Origin of the sequence: Natronococcus sp. CG52, assembly GCF_023913515.1 — an archaeon.
In the GTDB taxonomy this organism is placed as follows: Archaea; Halobacteriota; Halobacteria; order Halobacteriales; family Natrialbaceae; genus Natronococcus; species Natronococcus zhouii.
Genome location: NZ_CP099391.1, coordinates 150091 through 167432 on the forward strand (window position 1 = coordinate 150091; position 17342 = coordinate 167432).

The 17342-nt window shown below is 65.2% G+C and carries 16 protein-coding genes; 8 read left to right on the plus strand and 8 right to left on the minus strand.

What is annotated here, in order from left to right; all coding sequences use genetic code 11:
- The first annotated feature begins 84 nt into the window (after positions 1-84).
- Together NED97_RS00775 and NED97_RS00780 are read left to right on the plus strand one after the other, a co-directional pair.
- A complete protein-coding gene (locus NED97_RS00775; protein WP_252488840.1) occupies positions 85-975 on the plus strand; it encodes an alpha/beta fold hydrolase in 891 nt (296 codons plus the stop codon).
- Between the two features lie 65 nt (positions 976-1040).
- On the plus strand, positions 1041-1655 hold the full coding sequence (locus NED97_RS00780) for a GNAT family N-acetyltransferase (protein WP_252488841.1): 615 nt from the start codon (positions 1041-1043) through the stop codon (positions 1653-1655).
- A 52-nt stretch (positions 1656-1707) separates the two neighbouring features.
- Here the strand turns inward: NED97_RS00780 and NED97_RS00785 are convergent, their stop codons facing one another.
- Positions 1708-2397, minus strand: a complete 690-nt coding sequence (locus NED97_RS00785; RefSeq protein WP_252488842.1) for a haloacid dehalogenase type II — start codon at positions 2395-2397, stop codon at positions 1708-1710.
- A 335-nt stretch (positions 2398-2732) separates the two neighbouring features.
- Between NED97_RS00785 and NED97_RS00790 the strand changes: the two genes are divergently transcribed.
- From NED97_RS00790 to NED97_RS00805, 4 genes are all read left to right on the plus strand, one after another.
- Positions 2733-3878 carry a S8 family peptidase gene (locus NED97_RS00790; RefSeq protein ID WP_252488843.1) on the plus strand — a complete coding sequence of 382 codons (1146 nt, stop codon included), beginning with the start codon at positions 2733-2735 and terminating at the stop codon, positions 3876-3878.
- Between the two features lie 66 nt (positions 3879-3944).
- On the plus strand, positions 3945-4613 hold the full coding sequence (thiE, locus tag NED97_RS00795; protein WP_252488844.1) for a thiamine phosphate synthase: 669 nt from the start codon (positions 3945-3947) through the stop codon (positions 4611-4613).
- Positions 4610-5440 (plus strand): hydroxyethylthiazole kinase, encoded by an 831-nt coding sequence (thiM, locus tag NED97_RS00800; RefSeq protein ID WP_252488845.1) that lies wholly within the window; start codon positions 4610-4612, stop codon positions 5438-5440. The genes thiE and thiM overlap by 4 nt, the downstream gene beginning before the upstream one ends.
- A gap of 305 nt (positions 5441-5745) precedes the next feature.
- Positions 5746-6159 carry a response regulator gene (locus tag NED97_RS00805; RefSeq protein ID WP_252488846.1) on the plus strand — a complete coding sequence of 138 codons (414 nt, stop codon included), beginning with the start codon at positions 5746-5748 and terminating at the stop codon, positions 6157-6159.
- A gap of 91 nt (positions 6160-6250) precedes the next feature.
- On the opposite strand, the gene NED97_RS00810 is transcribed toward NED97_RS00805, so the two are convergent.
- A complete protein-coding gene (locus NED97_RS00810) occupies positions 6251-6880 on the minus strand; it encodes a rubrerythrin family protein (RefSeq protein WP_252488847.1) in 630 nt (209 codons plus the stop codon).
- Between the two features lie 221 nt (positions 6881-7101).
- On the opposite strand from NED97_RS00810, the gene NED97_RS00815 reads away from it, so the two are divergent.
- Entirely contained in the window at positions 7102-8319 is a 1218-nt protein-coding gene (locus NED97_RS00815) for a polysaccharide deacetylase family protein (protein WP_252488848.1), read from the plus strand.
- Positions 8320-8390: 71 nt separating this feature from the next.
- On the opposite strand, the gene NED97_RS00820 is transcribed toward NED97_RS00815, so the two are convergent.
- A complete protein-coding gene (locus tag NED97_RS00820) occupies positions 8391-9251 on the minus strand; it encodes a sulfurtransferase (protein ID WP_252488849.1) in 861 nt (286 codons plus the stop codon).
- 283 nt (positions 9252-9534) lie between these two features.
- Between NED97_RS00820 and NED97_RS00825 the strand changes: the two genes are divergently transcribed.
- Positions 9535-10350, plus strand: coding sequence for a sulfurtransferase (locus NED97_RS00825; RefSeq protein WP_252488850.1), 816 nt, complete (start codon positions 9535-9537; stop codon positions 10348-10350).
- A gap of 36 nt (positions 10351-10386) precedes the next feature.
- Here the strand turns inward: NED97_RS00825 and NED97_RS00830 are convergent, their stop codons facing one another.
- From NED97_RS00830 to NED97_RS00850, 5 genes are all read right to left on the minus strand, one after another.
- On the minus strand, positions 10387-12009 hold the full coding sequence (locus tag NED97_RS00830) for a sensor histidine kinase (RefSeq protein ID WP_252488851.1): 1623 nt from the start codon (positions 12007-12009) through the stop codon (positions 10387-10389).
- Between the two features lie 32 nt (positions 12010-12041).
- Positions 12042-13466, minus strand: coding sequence for a dihydrolipoyl dehydrogenase (locus NED97_RS00835; RefSeq protein WP_252488852.1), 1425 nt, complete (start codon positions 13464-13466; stop codon positions 12042-12044).
- A gap of 241 nt (positions 13467-13707) precedes the next feature.
- Entirely contained in the window at positions 13708-14748 is a 1041-nt protein-coding gene (locus NED97_RS00840; protein ID WP_252488853.1) for a DMT family transporter, read from the minus strand.
- A gap of 304 nt (positions 14749-15052) precedes the next feature.
- A complete protein-coding gene (locus NED97_RS00845) occupies positions 15053-15271 on the minus strand; it encodes a type II toxin-antitoxin system HicB family antitoxin (RefSeq protein WP_252488854.1) in 219 nt (72 codons plus the stop codon).
- Between the two features lie 206 nt (positions 15272-15477).
- Positions 15478-17181 carry a PQQ-binding-like beta-propeller repeat protein gene (locus NED97_RS00850; protein WP_252488855.1) on the minus strand — a complete coding sequence of 568 codons (1704 nt, stop codon included), beginning with the start codon at positions 17179-17181 and terminating at the stop codon, positions 15478-15480.
- Between the last annotated feature and the right edge of the window lie 161 nt (positions 17182-17342).

Genomic DNA, 17342 nt, shown 5'->3' on the forward strand with positions numbered 1-17342 from the left:
CGTCGCTCTTCGTTCCCTTCGATCGATTTTCTGCCGGTTCCAGTTCGCGTACAGATTAGTACGCCGGCCGCGACACGTCGAGTAGTGATCCGAGACGGCATCTACCGATCCGTGCGGGGGGAACGGACGCTCAAACGGCTCTACCGGGAACTTCTCGGGAAGCTCGAGGCGCCGTTCGAGCGTCGGTGGGTCGACACGCGATTCGGAGAGACGCGCGTTCTGGTCACGGGACCGGACGACGCCCCGCCGCTCGTCGTGTTCCACGGCGGCAACGTGGTGAACCCGATCAGCCTGGCGTGGTTTCTCCCGCTGGCCGACTCGTTTCGCATCTACGCTCCGGACACGATCGGCCATCCGGGATTCAGCGCGCAGAGCCGCCTTTCGCCGCGGGACGAGAGCTACGGCGCGTGGGTGACCGATATCCTCGACGAACTCGGACTCGACCGCACGTCGATGATCGGCCCCTCCTACGGCGGCGGTATCGTCCTCCGAACCGCCGCGTACGCTCCTGATCGGATCAGTCGCGCCGCTCTCGTGGTTCCGTCGGGACTCGGAACCGGCTCGCTGCGCCGAATGCTCCTCGAGATCGTGCTTCCGATGCTGGTCTACCGTCTCTCGCCGAACCGGGCGCGCCTCGAGCGCGCCGTCCAGCCGATGTTCTCCGAGCCCGCGGCGGAACTCGACGAGACGCTGCTGGAGGTCGTCGGAACCGTCTTCGAGGAGGTCGAACTCGAGCGATCGTTCCCGAAGACCGTGATCGCGGACGACCTCGCGGGGTTCGACGCGCCGACGCTGCTCGCCGTCGCCGAGAACGACGTCTTCTTTCCGCCGGACGTCGTGATTCCCCGGGCTCGAGCGGCCGTTCCGAACCTGGAGCCCGTTATCCTGCTCGAGGGCGAATCGCACTTTCCGTCACCGGACGCGCGAGCGGCGCTCTGCGATCACCTCCGGACGTTTCTGACGGTCGACCGCTGATCCGTCCCCGCCGCAGTCGGGAGCATCTTCAGCGAATTTATCCACGTCCGCGGGAACCCACTCCTATGGACGCCAGCATTCGAGTCGCGTCTTCCGACGACGCGGCCGCGGTTCGCGACATCTACGCGCCCTTCTGCGAGTCGAGCGCCGTCACCTTCGAGGAAACCCCGACGACGACGAGCGAGATGGCAGACCGCATCAGTTCGACGCTCGAGGAACATCCCTGGCTCGTCTGCGAAATCGACGGCGAGGTGGCCGGCTACGCCTACGCCGGCCCGCTGCGCAAGCGCCGAGCCTACCAGTGGGTCGTCGAACTCTCGGTTTACGTCGCCGACTCCGCCCGCCGGTCGGGCGTCGGCGAGGCGCTCTACGAGTCGCTGTTCGCCGTCCTCGAGCGCCAGGGGATCCGCGACGCCTACGCCGTGACGACGCTGCCGAATCCGGCGACCGTCGGCTTCCACGAGCGACTGGGATTCGAGCGGCTGGTCGACTTCCCGGCGATGGGATACGTCGAAAACGATTGGCAGGACGTCGCCTGGTGGCGGCGCCGGATCGCGGAGAAGTCCGCGGATCCGGACCGGGCCCGTCCGTTCCCGTCGGTGCGCGAGGACGCCGACTTCGAGGAGTTGCTCGAGGCCGGCGAGACGCGTCTCGAGGAGCCGACCCGAGAGCGGAACTGACGCGCCGCGTTCCTCACCCGTTTGTTTCTTTCCTCCCGCGAGCGGTCGCCGCTCAGTTCTCGAGCGCGTCCGCCAGTTCGTCGAGCCCCGTCACGACGGCGTCGGGTTCGGGGCCGAACGGCTCCTCGGGATCGCCCTTTCGATCGAGCCAGACGCCTTGCATCCCGGCGTGGACCGCTCCCTGCACGTCGAACCAGAGCGCCGAGACGTGGACGATTTCCTCGAGCGGCGTTCCCGTTCGACCCGCGGCGTGGCGGTAGAGTTCGGGTGCGGGTTTGAACGTCTCGAGTTCGTGCGCGCTGATCGTGTCCTCGAGGAGGTCGCCGATGTCGGCGCTCTCGACCATCGACTCGAGCATCTCGGGGTTGCCGTTCGAGAGAACGTAGCAGTCGTAGCCGGCGTCTCGCAGTCGCTCGATGCTCTCCCGAACGTCGCCGAACACCTCGAGGTCGTGGTACGCTGCGAGGATCTCCTCGCGATCCTCGTCGCTGCACTCCACGTCGTGTGCTGCGAGGGCGTAGGTGAGCGCCTCGCGGTTGATCTCGTAGAACGTCTCGTACGCCTCGAGGTGGTTCGCGATCAGCGTGTACTGCATCGAGCGCTCCCGCCAGGTCCGGGAGACGGGTGCGGGGTCGTCGAGCGAGGTGCGGCTCTCGAGTGCGGCTTCGACGGCGTCGACGTCGACGAGCGTGCTGTAGGAGTCGAACGTGACGGTACTGACGGCGTCGGGTTCGAGCGTCATAGCTCGAACGAACACCGCTACACTGATGAACGCTTGCTCGAATCGAACCGGAAAACGAAGCGAGCGCTGGCGCCGTGACGCGGATCGGAGTCACCGGGAACCAAATTCCTGGACCGGTCGGTACGTCCGGAACGCTCTCCGAGTCACTGCTCGTTCGGCTCCGGTATCTGCGAAGTGTACTACTTCTATTACTACATCGATACTGTTGATTATTTTATTACTTAGAAATCACTGGATTTATATATCAATTCAAAAAATACGAATCTATGCCAGAGGATGACACTCAGCCTCGGCGGATTGCTTCTCACGGCTATCGGTCCGTTTCCCGTCGGCGAATGCTTCAGGCAACCGGTGCCGTTGGGATGCTCGGCACCGTCGGTATCGCCAGCGGTAACGAGGGATCGGACTCCGAGCCCTATATCGTCGGAACGAGCGGGCGGAAGGGTCGTGACGAGGCCCGGCAGCGGGCCGACTCGGTACGGCACGTTCTCCACTTCGGCGATACCGGCTGGGCCGTCGCCGGCGAGTTCTCGGAGGAAGCGCGAAAGAACCTCCGTCGTCGAAACGACGTCCGGTACGTCGAGGAGGACGGGGAGGTGGAGGCCATCGGCCACTCGACGGACGAAGACGACGGCGATCCCGCCGAGGAACAGGTGCTCCCGTGGGGAATCGACCGCGTCGACGCCGACGTCGCCCACCACGACGGCGAGACCGGCGGCGGATCGAGCGTCGCGATTATCGACACGGGGATCGATCCGGGACACGAGACGCTCGAGGTAACCGGCGGAGAGGCGTTCGTCTCGTGTCTCGGTCTCGGCTGTGAGGAGGACTGGGACGACGACCAGGGCCACGGGACGCACTGCGCCGGAACGGCCGACGCGCTGGACAGCGACGTCGGCGTCGTCGGCGTCTCGACGGACGCCGACCTGTACGCGGTGAAAGTGCTGGACGCGCTCGGGACGGGCTCGATGTCGGACGTCGCCGCCGGTATCGAGTGGACCGCCGACCAGGGAATCGACGTCGGCAGCCTCAGCCTCGGCGGCGGCGACTCCGAGACGCTCAGGGACGCCTGCAAGTACGCCCAGCGAGAAGGCACGCTGCTCGTCGCCGCCGCCGGCAACGACGGTCCCGACGAGGACAGCGTCTCGTACCCCGCGGCCTACGACGAGTGTCTCGCCGTGAGCGCGACCACCGAGGACGACGACATCGCCTCCTTCTCCTCCCGCGGCGAGGAGGTCGAACTCGCCGCGCCGGGTGCGGACGTCCTCTCGTCGCTACCCGGCGACGACTACGACCGGTGGGACGGCACCTCGATGGCCTGTCCGCACGTCAGCGGGGCGGCCGCTCAGCTGATGGAAGACGGGTACGCGAACGGGGAGGCGCGCGAGCGGCTGAACGAGACCGCCGAGGACATCGGCCTCGCGGACACCGAGCAGGGGAACGGACTCCTCGACGTCGCCGCGGCGCTCGGGATCGAGTGACCCGGTAACGATCAAAGGGGATCCAAATCCTGATCTCTTTTATTATCGACGCGCGGAGTGTTACCCATGGACCCCTCGAACTGGCGGGCCTACCTCGTCACGCAGGCGTCGCTCTCGGCGGACCGTTCGACGCTCGAGATCGTTCGCGCGGCGATCGACGGCGGCGTCGACGTCGTCCAGCTCCGCGAGAAGGAGACGAGCGCGCGCTCCCGGTACGAACTGGGGCTCGAGCTACGCGAACTGACCGCCGACGCGGGCGTCGATCTGATCGTCAACGACCGGGTCGACATCGCGGAGGCGATCGGTGCCGACGGCGTCCACGTCGGGCAGTCGGACCTCCCGGTCACGGTCGCACGAGAGCTGCTCGGCCCGGACGCCGTCGTCGGCTGTTCGGCCTCGACCGTCGAGGAGGCAGTCCGGGCGGAAGCCGACGGCGCGGACTACCTCGGCGTCGGCTCCGTCTACGGAACGACGTCGAAGGACGTCCCTACGCAGGAGGATCGGATCGGTCCCGAGCGAATCGCCGACGTCGTCGACGCCGTCTCGATTCCGGTCGTCGGCATCGGCGGCATCACCGCCGACAACGCCGGTCCCGTCGTCGAGGCGGGCGCCGCCGGCGTCGCCGTCATCAGCGAGATCACCGCAGCCGACGACCCGGCGGCGGCGACCGCGGATCTCGTCCGAACGGTCGAAACCGCGAAGGCACTCGAGAACGGAGAGGCTACCGAACGATGAGTGCGATTGACACGAACGACGCGACCCTCGAGGACTCCCTGCGAACGCTCGCCGACGCCGAACCGCTGGTCCAGCACCTGACCAACGAGGTGAGCATGAACGACGTGGCGAACCTGACGTTGCACTGGGACGCGCTCCCGGTGATGGCCGACTCGCCGGGTGACGCGGGCGAGATGGCCGAACTCGCGAGCGCGCTCCTGTTGAACATCGGGCAGGTGCCGGAGCGAAAGGTCGAGGCCATGCACGAGGCGGCCGAGACGGCCAACGACCGCGGGATTCCGGTCGTCCTCGATCCGGTCGGCGTCGGATCGACGCCGACGCGCGACGGCGTCGCGGAGGCGCTCCTCGCGGAGACCGAGTTCGCCGTCATCAAAGGAAACTACGGCGAGATCAGCGCGCTCGCGGGCGTCGAAGCCGAGGTGAAGGGCGTCGAGTCCATCGGCGACTACGAGGCGATCGAGGAGACGGCCCGCTCCGTCGCGGAGTCGACCGGAGCCATCGTCGTCGCCTCCGGCGTCGAGGACGTCGTCGCGGACGCCGACCGGGCCGTCCGCATCTCCGCCGGCCACGAGATGCTGGGCGAGGTGGTCGGCACCGGCTGCATGCTCGGCGCGACGATCGCCGGATTCTGCGGCGCGCTCGAGGACGCCCACACGGCGGCGCTTCACGGCACCCTGGCGTTCGACCTCGCCGGCGAACGTGCCGCGGAACTGCCCCACGAAGGGCCCGCGAGCTACCGGACGAACTTTCACGACGCGGTCGCCGGGTTCTCGCCGGATGTCGTCGCGGAGTTCGAGCCGGAGGAGCGACTCGAGCGCGTCGACTGACCGTTTTTCGCTCGGGTTTGACGACTTCCCTCTCCGACGGCCGTTGGGCTTTTCGGCCTGGATTCGATCCGAGACCGGCCCGAGTTGATCGATCCGGTACGTAGACATGCGAACGGCGCGTTCGAACCATCTTACTCGCGACCGTCTCGCGCTCACTTCGTGACCGGTCTATCCGCAGTACGTCCGAGGGTGTTATCGGGAGAACTACTCGGAAGCGTTCGACGGCAACCGATTATCAGTAGCTGTAGTTGATACTCACGGTATTTTAAACCAATATTTATATGCGGACAGTTCAAGAATGTGTTGTGAGTGAGCCAAAGCATGTGGGGAAAATACTTTTAACTGAAGACAATCCGGGAGACGTTCTTCTATTAAAGGAGACGTTTGTGGAAGCGGACTTGTATGGCTCCTACTACGTCGCTACGGACGGTGACGAGGCGTTGGACTTCCTCCATCAGCGCGGCGATTACGCCGACGCACCTCGCCCGGATATCGTCTTTCTCGATTGGTATCTCCCCAAGAAGAGCGGGAAAGAGGTGCTGACGGAGCTGACGACCGACGAGACCCTCGAACAGATCCCGGTAGTCGTTATGACGGGAACACAACCGGTGTTGGACGACCTGAAATCGGAACGCCCCCGAGCAGACGCGTACGTCCTGAAACCGCTCCAACCGGACGAGCTCATCGGTATCGTTGACGAATTTTCTTCTGAACAGTAGCTGGTGTGGTCACAACTCGATACCGGTATGCGCTTCATCTGTACGGAACGGCCGTTCCACAGGCCGGACCGAACGACGGACCCGGTTCTCGTTAGCAGACCGGCTTCGGATTCGCGCCCAGTTCCTCGAGCGAGTCGACGTACTCGCCGTAGGCGGCCTCGATAGCGCCGCTTGCGGCATCGACGGCGCGCTCGTAGTCGTCCTCGTCGGCACAGACGTCCTCGAGCAGATCGGTCCCGCGCTCGAGTTGGCCGTCCAGATCGTCGCCGAACTCTCTGAACAGGTTCGCAGTCTGGGGGTCGGCGTCGCCGACGAAGTAGCCGACGACCTGCTCTTTCGAGCGCTTGCTCGCGAGGATTCGACCGAGGAACGCCCCCGCGCGCTCGACGGTGTCCTCGCGGTCTCGCAGGTACTCGTGGAGTGCGGGTACCGTCTCGGGCTCGTACGCCTCGAGTCGTTCGCTGACCGTTTCGTAGTGCTCCCGTTCCTCCGCCGCCGTCGTCTCGAACGCGTCGCGGGCGGCGTCGTGATCCTCGTCGTCGGCCCACGCGCGGAAGGTCTGCCAGGCGGCGTATTCGGCGTCGGCGGTCGCCCGCAGGACGGGCTCGGTGTCGATATCGCCGCCGGTCTCGGCGTACAGCGACTTCGACGAGCCGAGTCGCGAGAGCGCGGTGTCGTTCTCTTCGCGAACGGTCTCGAGTACGGCCTCGGTGTCGGTCATGATTCGTCCCACCGTTCGTTCGGAGGTGGGTTATGGTTGCCGTTACAGGCATCGTTCCGTCGGTTTGTGTCTCGACTCGAGCGAACCCGGCCGAACCCGTCTCTCCCCGGAGAACCCCGCGGTAGGCGGTCGCTAACGCAATTCAGGCCGCAGCAACCACCGCGGACCGAACCGGTACGATCACTATAACAATCACCGTTGCTGGAATTTCGTCAACCGGAATGAAACGACGAGCACTTCTTGCAACGACGGCGGTGGCCCTCGGGGGCTGCTCTTCCCTGACCGGCTCCGATTCGGAGGCGAGTGACGACGATCCGAACGGAAACGAGGACGACAACGGCAACGGTTCCTCGGAGCCGATCGACGAAGAACCCGGCACGTTCGACGACTTCGAGGACCTCTCGAAGTGGACGGTGATGGCCGGCTCCCTCGACGCCGACACGGATCGCACGTACACGGGGAGTCAATCCGCGCGCGTCACGGCCGACGAGTCGGACGAGCGCGCGATGATCAAACGCGAGTTCGACTCGCCGCGGGACCTCTCGAACGAGTGGCCGGCGCTGGCGATGGCGGCGGATCGGGACGTCAACGCGGTCGTCCAACTAACCGACGCCGACAGCAACCGGTACCTGCTCCGTAGCTCGGTCAAGGGCGACCTCCCGCTCGCACCCCACGACCTCGGCGTCCACGACACGGTCGGTGAGCCGGACCTGAGCGAAATCGTCCACCTCAAGATCTCGTTCTGGGCCGGCGAGGATCGCAGCCTGACGCTGTGGTGTGACGACCTGCAGTTCGTCTCGCGTCCGGACACGGGGAAGGTGATGATCCAGTTCGATGACGGGTTCGAGACGACGACGGCCGCCCACTCGATCCTCGCGGAGTACGACGTCCCGGCGACGGCGTTCGTCAACACCGGCCGCGTCGGCGACGACGGTCGCCTCGACACCGACCAGCTGCGGGCGCTCGCCGACGACGGCTGGACCGTCGCCAGCCAGGGTGCGACGGGTAGCAACCTCACGCAGTGGGACGGGGACGGCCAGGCGGAGGACTTCGAGGCGGCCAAGGCGTGGCTCGACGACAACGGCTTTGGGGACGGTGCGGCCTACTTCGCGTATCCGCTCGGCCGGTTCGACGAAACGACGCTCGACCTCGCCGCGGACCACCACGAACTCGCGTTCGCCGGCGGCTACCCGGTCCACGGCGAGATCGCGAACCCGCACCGCGTTCCGCGGGCCGTCCACCCGAGTGCGGACGAGGCTCGAGCGCTCCTCGACCGGACTGCAACGATGCGCGGCATCACGACGATCACCTACCGCGAACTCGACGGCGACGGACTGGACGCCCTCGAGTCGACGATGTCCCACCTCGCGGAGCTCGTCTCCGCGGGCGAACTCGAGGTCGTCCTGCCGGCGGATATCGCGGCGAACCACCTCCACTAAAACCGCAGTCGGAGAAAAGAGCCCCTCCGTTCACGACCCGAAATCCAACACGGCCTCCGCGACGCTTCGCCTCACTCGCCGGTTTCGACCGGCGCGTTCACGAGGTTCCCCCACTCGGTCCAGGAGCCGTCGTAGTTGACGGTGTCCTCATAGCCGAGCAACTCGTGCAGTGCGAACCACGCGACCGACGACCGTTCGCCGATGCGACAGTAGGCGACAGTCGTCTCGTCGCCGGTGATGTCCTCCTCGGCGTAGAGCTCTTCGAGCTCCTCGGGATCCTTGAACGTGCCGTCGTCGTTCGTGACGGCCGACCACGAGATGTTCACCGCGCCGGGGATGTGGCCGCCGCGCTGGGCGGTCTCCTGCAGGCCCGGCGGGGCGAGGATCTCTCCCGAGAACTCCTCGGGCGAGCGAACGTCGACGAGCGGCACGTTGCGTTCGATCGCCTTCTCGACGTCGTCGCGGTAGGCGCGAATGTTCTCGCGCGGTCCGGCGGCGTCGTACTCGACTTCGGGGAAGTCGGGTTCCTCTGCGGTCGTCGGGTAGTCGTTCTCGAGCCAGTACTCGCGGCCGCCGTCGAGCAGGTAGACGTCGTCGTGGCCGTAGTACTTGAACTGCCAGTAGGCGTAGGCGGCGAACCAGTTCGCGTTGTCGCCGTAGAGGACGACCGTCGAGCCCTCGGTGATACCGTGGCTGCCCAGCAGTTCCTCGAACTCGTCCTTGTCGAGGATGTCACGTCGGGTCTGGTTCTGGAGTTGCGTCTCCCAGTTGAACCCGACCGCGCCGGGTGCGTGTTCCTCCTCGTAGGACTCCGTGTCGACGTCAACCTCCACGAGCCGGAAGCCTGGATCGTCGCTCTGGAACTCCTCGAGTCGGTTCTCGACCCAGTCGGCCGTGACGAGCGCGTCGGTGGCGTAGTCGTTCGATGCCATGTGCGACCCATCGAACGCGGACGACATAGGGGCACGCGAACCGGTCAATTCGGTCGTCGCTCGACTGTGTCGGTCACTATTGCCGCTACCTCGGTGGCGTCGATCGCGCCCCGCCCCGTCAGCGGTGCCGCTGGCGTCGATTTCCGATCCCTCCCTCACATCTGCGGGCGACTCTCACTCAGTCGACGGCGAATAACCTGCAAAGGTTGCCACGACCTCGGGACCCAGGGGAGTCGTGCCGGGACCGGTGTCTACTCGGGTATCCGCCGGTACGTGCCGATTGATGGACGAATCCGTCGCCGTTGCCCCCGACTGGCTCGCCGCCCGACTCGAGGATCCGACCGTCCGCGTCGTCGACGTTCGAGACACCTGGGAGTACGACGGGATCGGTCACGTGCCCGGCGCCGTGAACGTCCCGTTCGACAGCTACCGCGACGAGGCCGCCGACGATCCGGGAACGTTGCCCGGCGCGACGGCGTTCGGCGACCTGCTCGGCCGCGCAGGCGTCGATCCCGACGACACGATCGTCGCTTACGACGACACGCACGGCGTCTTCGCGGCCCGCTTTCTCGTCACCGCGCGGGCGTACGGCCACGACGACGTTCGGCTGCTCGACGGCGACTTCAGCGCCTGGAACCGCGAGTACGAGACCTCGAGCGACGAGCCAACCGTCGAGCCGACCGACTACGCGGCCGAGCCGTTCGCCCTCGCCGAGAGTCCGCTCGTCGACCGGCCGGCCGTCGTAGACGCCCTCGAGCGCGACGCCGTGCTGGTCGACACCCGCGATCCAGAAGAGTTCGCCGACGCTCACCTGCCCGGCGCGGTCCGGTTCGACTGGCGGGCGGTCGTCGACGACGAGACGCGACGGCTGAAACCCGAGGCGGAACTCGAGTCGCTGCTCGCCGACCACGGCATTACCCGCGACCGCGAAACCGTCCTCTACTGTAACACCGCCCGGCGGATTAGCCACACCTACGTCGTCCTCCGGGCGCTCGGCTACGAGGACGTGGCCTTCTACGAGGGAAGTTTGACGGAGTGGCTCGCGAACGACGGTGCGATCGAAACTGGACTGGAGTCGGCGGAGGCGTCGAACCGGTAGGGTCGACCTCGACTGGGGCGTGTGAGTGCGACGTCGTCACGGATCGTGCGTCGATGCGTCCGGCAGCGTGAACCGGAACGTCGTCCCCTCGTCCGAATCCGAATCGATCCAGATCTCGCCGCCGTGGCGCTCGACGATCCGCTGACAGAGCGCGAGCCCGATCCCCGTTCCGGCGTACTCCTCGTTGCTGTGAAGTCGCTCGAATACGTCGAAGATGCGCTCTCTATCGTCGGGATCGATGCCGATTCCGTTGTCGCTAACCGAGATTATCCATCCGCTCTCGTCTCGAGAGTCGGCCGAATCTCGGGAATCGTCCGCGGAGAACGCGGCGGACCCTCGCTCCGCCGCGACGTCGATTCGCGGCGGTTCGTCCCCGCTGTAGGTGATCGCATTGCTCAACAGGTTCTGAACCACCTGCCGTAACTGGTCGTCGTCACCCTCGATGCGGGGGAGCGGCCCCACCGAAAGCTCCGCGTCGGTCTCCTCGAGTTTGAGCTGGAGGTCGTCGATCACGTCGTCGAGTACGGCGTTCAGGTCGACCGGCTCGAACGGATCGCCCTGCGTTTCGACGCGCGAGTACGCGAGCAGTCCGTCGACCATCTCGCGCATTCGATCCGCGCCGTCGACGGCGAACTCGAGGAACTCCTCGGCCTCCCCGTCGAGATCGTCTCCGTACCGTTCCTGGACGAGCGAGAGGTAACTCGAGACCATCCGCAGCGGTTCCTGAAGGTCGTGGGAGGCCGCGGAGGCGAACTGTTCGAGTCGCTCGTTCGACGCCTCGAGTTCCCGCCGGTATCGTTCCCGTTCGATCTTGTATCCGACCCAGTTGCCGAGCAGTTCGACGAACGTAATCTCCCAGTCGGAAAACTCCGTGCGTGCGTCCGTGCCGTAGAAACAGAACGTTCCGTACACCTCGTCGTCGACGACGACGGGCGTCCCGAGATAGCAGGAGATGCCCCATTCCGCGTTCCCGGCTCGGTCGGCCAGCTCCGGCGCGTCCGCCTCGATATCACCGACCGCGAGCGTCCGTTCGGTGTCGACGACTCGCTCGCAGTTCGTCGTCTCGAGCGGGACCGTCTCTCCCGCCTCGAGGTCGGCGTCGTCGGGCGCGTCGACGGCCTCGAAGGTGTACTCATCGGTGTCTTCGTGCACGCACGACAGCGCCGCGTAGTCCGTCCCGACCGTTTCCCGGGCGACTCCCAGGAGCGCGTCGATCTGGTCGGCGAGCGGTCGATCGGGGGCCGCGATGACTTCGTACGCGTCCTGCAGCGCTTGCTCTCGCGTCCGGAGTCGTTCTTCCCGACGAACGCGATCGGTGATGTCACGAAAGTAGACCGTGAGTCCGGACTCCGAGGGATACGCGCGCACCTCGAACCGGGTGTCGAGTGAACCGAGGTACTCCTCGAACGTGACCGGCTCCTGTGTTTCGATCGCGCGCTCGTACTCTCGCTGGAACGTCGATCCGATCGCGCCGGGAAACGCGTCCCAGACGACGGTCCCGAGGAGTTCCTCCTCGTCCCGCCGAAGGACGCGTTCGGCCCGCTCGTTGAGGAACGCAAATCGCCACTCCTCGTCGAGCGCAAAAACGGCGTCGGTGATCCGATCGTAGACCCTCGTCGCGTCGTCGGGCGGGATCGGCGACCCCGATTCACCGTTCATTGGAAAGGGACAACGGCGTTCCGATGGATAAATCACTCGTCGCTCGCGTCCCGCCAGTCCGGCGCCGTCGAGTACGGACTCGAGGAGAGTTCGTCGAACGCCGCGTAGACGACCTCCGAGAGGGCCGGGTGGACGTGAACCGGATTCGCGACGTCGTCGACGGTCCCGCCGCCGTCCATCACGACGACGACCTCCTGAATCAGGGTCGAGGCCTGCGGACCGACGATGTGACAGCCGAGGATCTCGCCGTCCGACGCCGCGAGCACCTTGACGAACCCGTCGTCGGCTTCGAGGATCAGTCCGAGCGGCGCGGCGTCGTAGCCCACGCGCGCCGACTCGTACTCCCGACCCTCCTCCTCGAGTTCCGCCTCCGTTCGGCCGACGCTCGCGACCTGCGGCGAGGTGAAGATCGCGTGAGGCATCGCCTCGTAGTCGACAGCCCGATTGACCGTGTCGAGCACGTTCGTCGTCACGATCCGAGCCTCGTAGTCGGCCGCGTGTTTGTACGGCTCGTCGCCGACGACGTCGCCGAGCGCCCAGATCCAGTCGACGCCGGTCTCGAGGAACTCGTCGGTCTCGACGTAGCCCGTATCGTCCGTCTCGACTCCGACGTTCTCGAGGTCGAGCGTATCGGTGTTCGGTCGCCGACCGGCCGCGACCAGCAGTTCGTCGGCCGCGAGGTCGACGGAATCGTCGCCGTCGGTCGCCTCGGCGGTGACGGTAACGCGCTCGCCGTCCTCGCCGACCTCGGCGGCCTCGTAGCCGGTGTACAGTTCGCAGTAGCGCTCGAGACCGTCGGTTACCGCGGCGCTGACGTCGTCGTCCTCGCGCGGAACGAGCCGGTCGCTCCGGCCGACGATCGAGACGTCCGTCCCGAGCGCGCCGAAGAAGTAGCCCAGTTCGGCCGCGATGTAGCCGCCGCCGACGACGACCAGTTCGTCCGGCCGCTCGTCGAGAAAGAGCGCGTCGTCGCTGGTGAGGAAGTCGACGGCCTCGAGGCCGTCGATCGGCGGCGCCGTCGGCCGGCCGCCGACCGCGATGACGACGGTGTCAGCTTTGATCTGTCGCGAATCGCCGTTCTCGAGATCGATCTCGAGTTCGTGGTCGCCGACGAACCGTCCCTCGCCGCGGAAGAGGGCGACGTGCTCGTCGTCCTCGAGCGATTCCTCCTGCCGGTCGGCCTTCCCGTAGACCGTCTCGCGGATCGACGACGTGATCTCGGCGTAGGAGATTCCCTCGAGGTCGGCCTCGACGCCGAACTCCTCCGCGCGGCGGATCTCGTCGACGACGTCGGCCCGGTGGATGAGCGCCTTCGAGGGAACGCAGCCCCTGGTGATACAGGCGCCGCCGAGCGGTCCGGGTTCGATCACGGCGGCCTCGAGTCCCTCGTCGGCCGCCGCGGTGGCTACTTGACTCCCCGATCCGCCGCCGATCACGACGATATCGAACTCGTCCATACCATCTATACGACGGCGAATACGATCGTAAAACGGCGGGGTGCGTGTGAAACGACGTGCGAACGGCGAATCGGGCAGCGACGGTGTCCGGATCCAAACTCAGCTACGACTCGGCGGGACGAGACGACACGAACGACCGTCTGCCACCGAAATCGCGTGCATTAGACGCTTCGGTGCTGGCTCTGTCTTTCGGCCGCCTGCTCGAGAAAAAGTATCCGACGCTGTCTCCCGGCCCGGTCTGTTAATCGTCTGCGATCGGGTGCTCGTCACGCGTGTGGGGAGGAGACGAGGTGTACTCGTTCCCGCGATACGTGCGGGAGTAGTCGTTCCCGTGAACTCGTACTGTCGTTGCTCCGGGCACGGGTGGAGTCTGTCGCGAGCGCTGGACGGTACGAGCGAGTTTCCAGAGCGGACGGATCTTACAGAGTGCGAATCCGACGACGATGAGCGCGAAGCCGAGTACCATCGTACTCGTAATCGGTTCTCCGAGGACGGCCATACCGAACACTGCGGCGACGATCGGCGTTGCGTAGCTGATGAGGTTCGAATTGGTCGCCCCAATACGGTCGAGCAACGTGAAGTAGAGCAGGAAGCCGCCGACGGTGCAGACGATCCCCAGGTAGAGTATTGCGGCGAGGGCGGATGCAGTCCAGTCTACGTGAGAGACGGATTCCAGCGGGTGGAGGTGACTGGTTGCGTGGAGGGTCGCTGCGCCGACCAGCATCGACCAGGCTTGCAGTGAGACGAGCGGAAGGGTTCTGGATAACCGTTGCGTGAGCACGGATCCGAGCGCGAACGCGACGGCCGCTGCGAGCAGGAGCACGACACCGATCAGTCGGCCGCCGAAGGATCCCCCGGCGGTGGCGATGGCGATAACACCGGCGAACCCGACGAGTAAGCCGAGAACGTCCATTGCTCGGACGCGTTCCGCCGGAAGGAGTTTGAGCGCGAGTGCAGGGGTAACGATCGGCGTAAAGCTCAGCACGATCGCTGCGACACCACTGGTCACGTAGCTTTGCCCGAGAAACAGGAGTGCGAAGTGCACACCGATAAGCAGGATTCCTGTCGTCAGGACGAGTCCGACGTCTTCGCGTGTCCGTGGGAGCCACTGCGCGCGGCTTGCGACGACCAGTCCGAAGAAGACGAGTGCAGCGATATCGAAGCGGAGCGCTCCAAAGAGAAGTGGTGGAAGTGAGTATAGCCCAATTTCGATTGCAGTGAATCCTGATCCCCACACGACAGCGAGCACACCGAACAACGTCATATTCTGCACCTTTGTCATGTCTTCGAACCTCGCGCCTACCGCAGGAAAGGCGACATAGTGGATAGCAGGATCTAAAATAAACGACTTTCGGGAACCGTGATATCACGAATCACCCGAACGGATACCGTTCGACCCGTTCTCAGAGGAGGAACGCGGCGTACTGCAGTCGCGCCTCGTATTTGTTACGACTCTGCCATCACCGCTGGTAGCTGCTAGAGATACCAGCGTTGGGTTCGCACTCTCTACGCAACAGTCGTTTCAGACGAAACCACAGCTACAGAATTGGAGTTCGACGGGGTTGCAGCGACCGGTTCGGGAGTCGTTACAGCCAGTCGTCGCCGGTGTCGTCAGACTGGCCGTCGGTGTAGGTGTCGACGGCTTCGGCGAGGTTCGCGATCGCTTCCTCCTCGGTGGGACCTTGACTCGAGACACCCGTCACCTCGTCGTCGGCGATGTACAACCCGCTCTCGACGCGGACGGTGACGTCGGCGTCCTCGAGGGCGGGGTACTCGCTGACGTCGATCTCCGGATCGGTGGTCATACCGTACCGTTGTTGGCGGGCGGGTGAAATACGCTCCGACACCGCGATACCACAATTCGCGACGAAAGCGCCCGGAGTATGTGTTACGTAGAGAGTGCAAACCTAACGCGGTTCCTTCTATCAGCTACCGGTGACTTTGGTAGCGACGTGCCGACTACATAGCGCGAATTCGGCACGAGTCGGCGGTCAATTCGAACGATGGGCCCTTACTCGGCCGGTTCGTCCGCGACGGTCGATTCGTCGACGCCGGCCTTCCGGCGCAGCCACTCGAGGCCGAGCGCACCGCCGAGGAGTCCGGCACCGGTCGTGAAGCCGGACGTGCCGTCGTCCCCGTCCGGTTCGGTCGCGCCGTCGTCCGCTCCGGCGTCGTCGGGTTCGTTCGATCCGTCGTCGGTGTCGTCTCCGTTCCCGCCGACACCGTCGTCCTCGTCGCTCTCGCCATCGTTGCCGATACCGGAATCGTCATTCCCGTCACCGATCTCGGAATCGTCGCTCCCGTCGCCGGCATCGGAATCGCCGTTATCGTCTTCGTCCTCGCAGCAGGGGTCATCTTCGGCGTCGTCGTCCTGGGGCGATTCGTCGTCGTCCGGATCGTCCTCGTCGTCCGGATCGCTCTCGTCCGGTTCTTCATCGGAGGCGCGGAACGCGACGAGTTCGGAATGAATCTCGGCGTAGACCGTGTTCTCGTCGACGGCGACGATCTCATCGATCCAATCGACTTTCAGATCCCACTTTATCGACCCGTCTTCCAGGTCGAATCCGAGAATTGCAGGGTCGGGATACTCCGACTCCTGCCAGTCTTCTTGCAGCCAGTGGTAGACCACCAGCGTCTTCCCGACTACGAGTGGGACGTTCCAATGAAGTCCATTGGAGGTGATGGTCCAGTTCTCCCCGGAGTCGTACGAGTGTGCGCTGATCTCGCCGGGGAATGCAGTGATTCGAACGTCGGACGTTCCGGCCACCGTCCGCTCCGAATCTCCCAGGTGCTCACCTGTGTCAGGATCGAGCAGGGGTCCGGTCTCTCTCCCACCCGACAGGTACGGCGCGTAGACGAACTCGTCAGTCACGATGGGCACGGCGGATCCGGGAACGTTGTCCTCGAACACGATTCCCCACTCGCGGTCGCCCGTCGCCGCATCGAGTGCAGCGATCCCACCGCTGTATGTGAAGGTGTCCGGATCGGTGTTGCTGAACTCGGCGCCGTCAGTTATGGCGTAGACAGAACCGTTCACAGCGGCAATCGTCTCCCCAGCGAACGACGTCGAAACGGGATCGCCCGCCTCCTCGTTATCCGGTCGTACTTCGATCTCGTCACGGTCCCACTGAACTGACCCGTCTTCGGCGTTGAGTGCATATAGCGCCCCGGCGGCAACGACGCAAATCGAGCCGTAGGTGGCTGTTGGACTGAGAATCTGGTCGTCGGTATCCAACTCCCGTTCCCACCGGACCGAGCCGTCCGCCGCGTCGAGCGCCGCGACGTACCCCTGACTACCGACGTAGACCGTGTCGTCGGCAACCGTCGGCCTCCCCTCCGACGAAATCTCGGTCTCCCACTCGAGCTCGCCGTCGTCGGCGTCGAGTGCGAGGAGTTCGGTATCCGTCTGGACGTAGACCCGACCGTCGACGACCGCGACTCGACCCTTCGCGACGCGGCCGGCTTCCGAGAAATCGTACCGCCAGGCCTCCGTGTCCGGTTCCGGGAACTCGTCCTCGAGCGGCAGGTACCGCGAGTTCGCGGCGTTCCCGCGATCCGAAGACCACCCCTCCGGGTCGCCGACCGTAACCGAACTCGAGGTCGTCTCCCCCGAACCCGTCGACTTCGCGGCCGTCGAGTTGATCGACGCGAGCGCGCCGGTCGTCGAGAGCGCTGCACAGCTTGCCAGTACGGATCGTCGTCGCCACGTAGCCATACGAACGAGCACGAAATCCAGTCACAATACTATCTAATCAATAGTGGAGTGTTTTCAGCCGTACAACTGTTTCGGACTCGATTGAGTCCAGGATTCACGCGGGGTTTTCAGCGCGGTTCGACGCGCAGTATTCGTATCCGAGCAGCTGTCCGCCGTTCGGT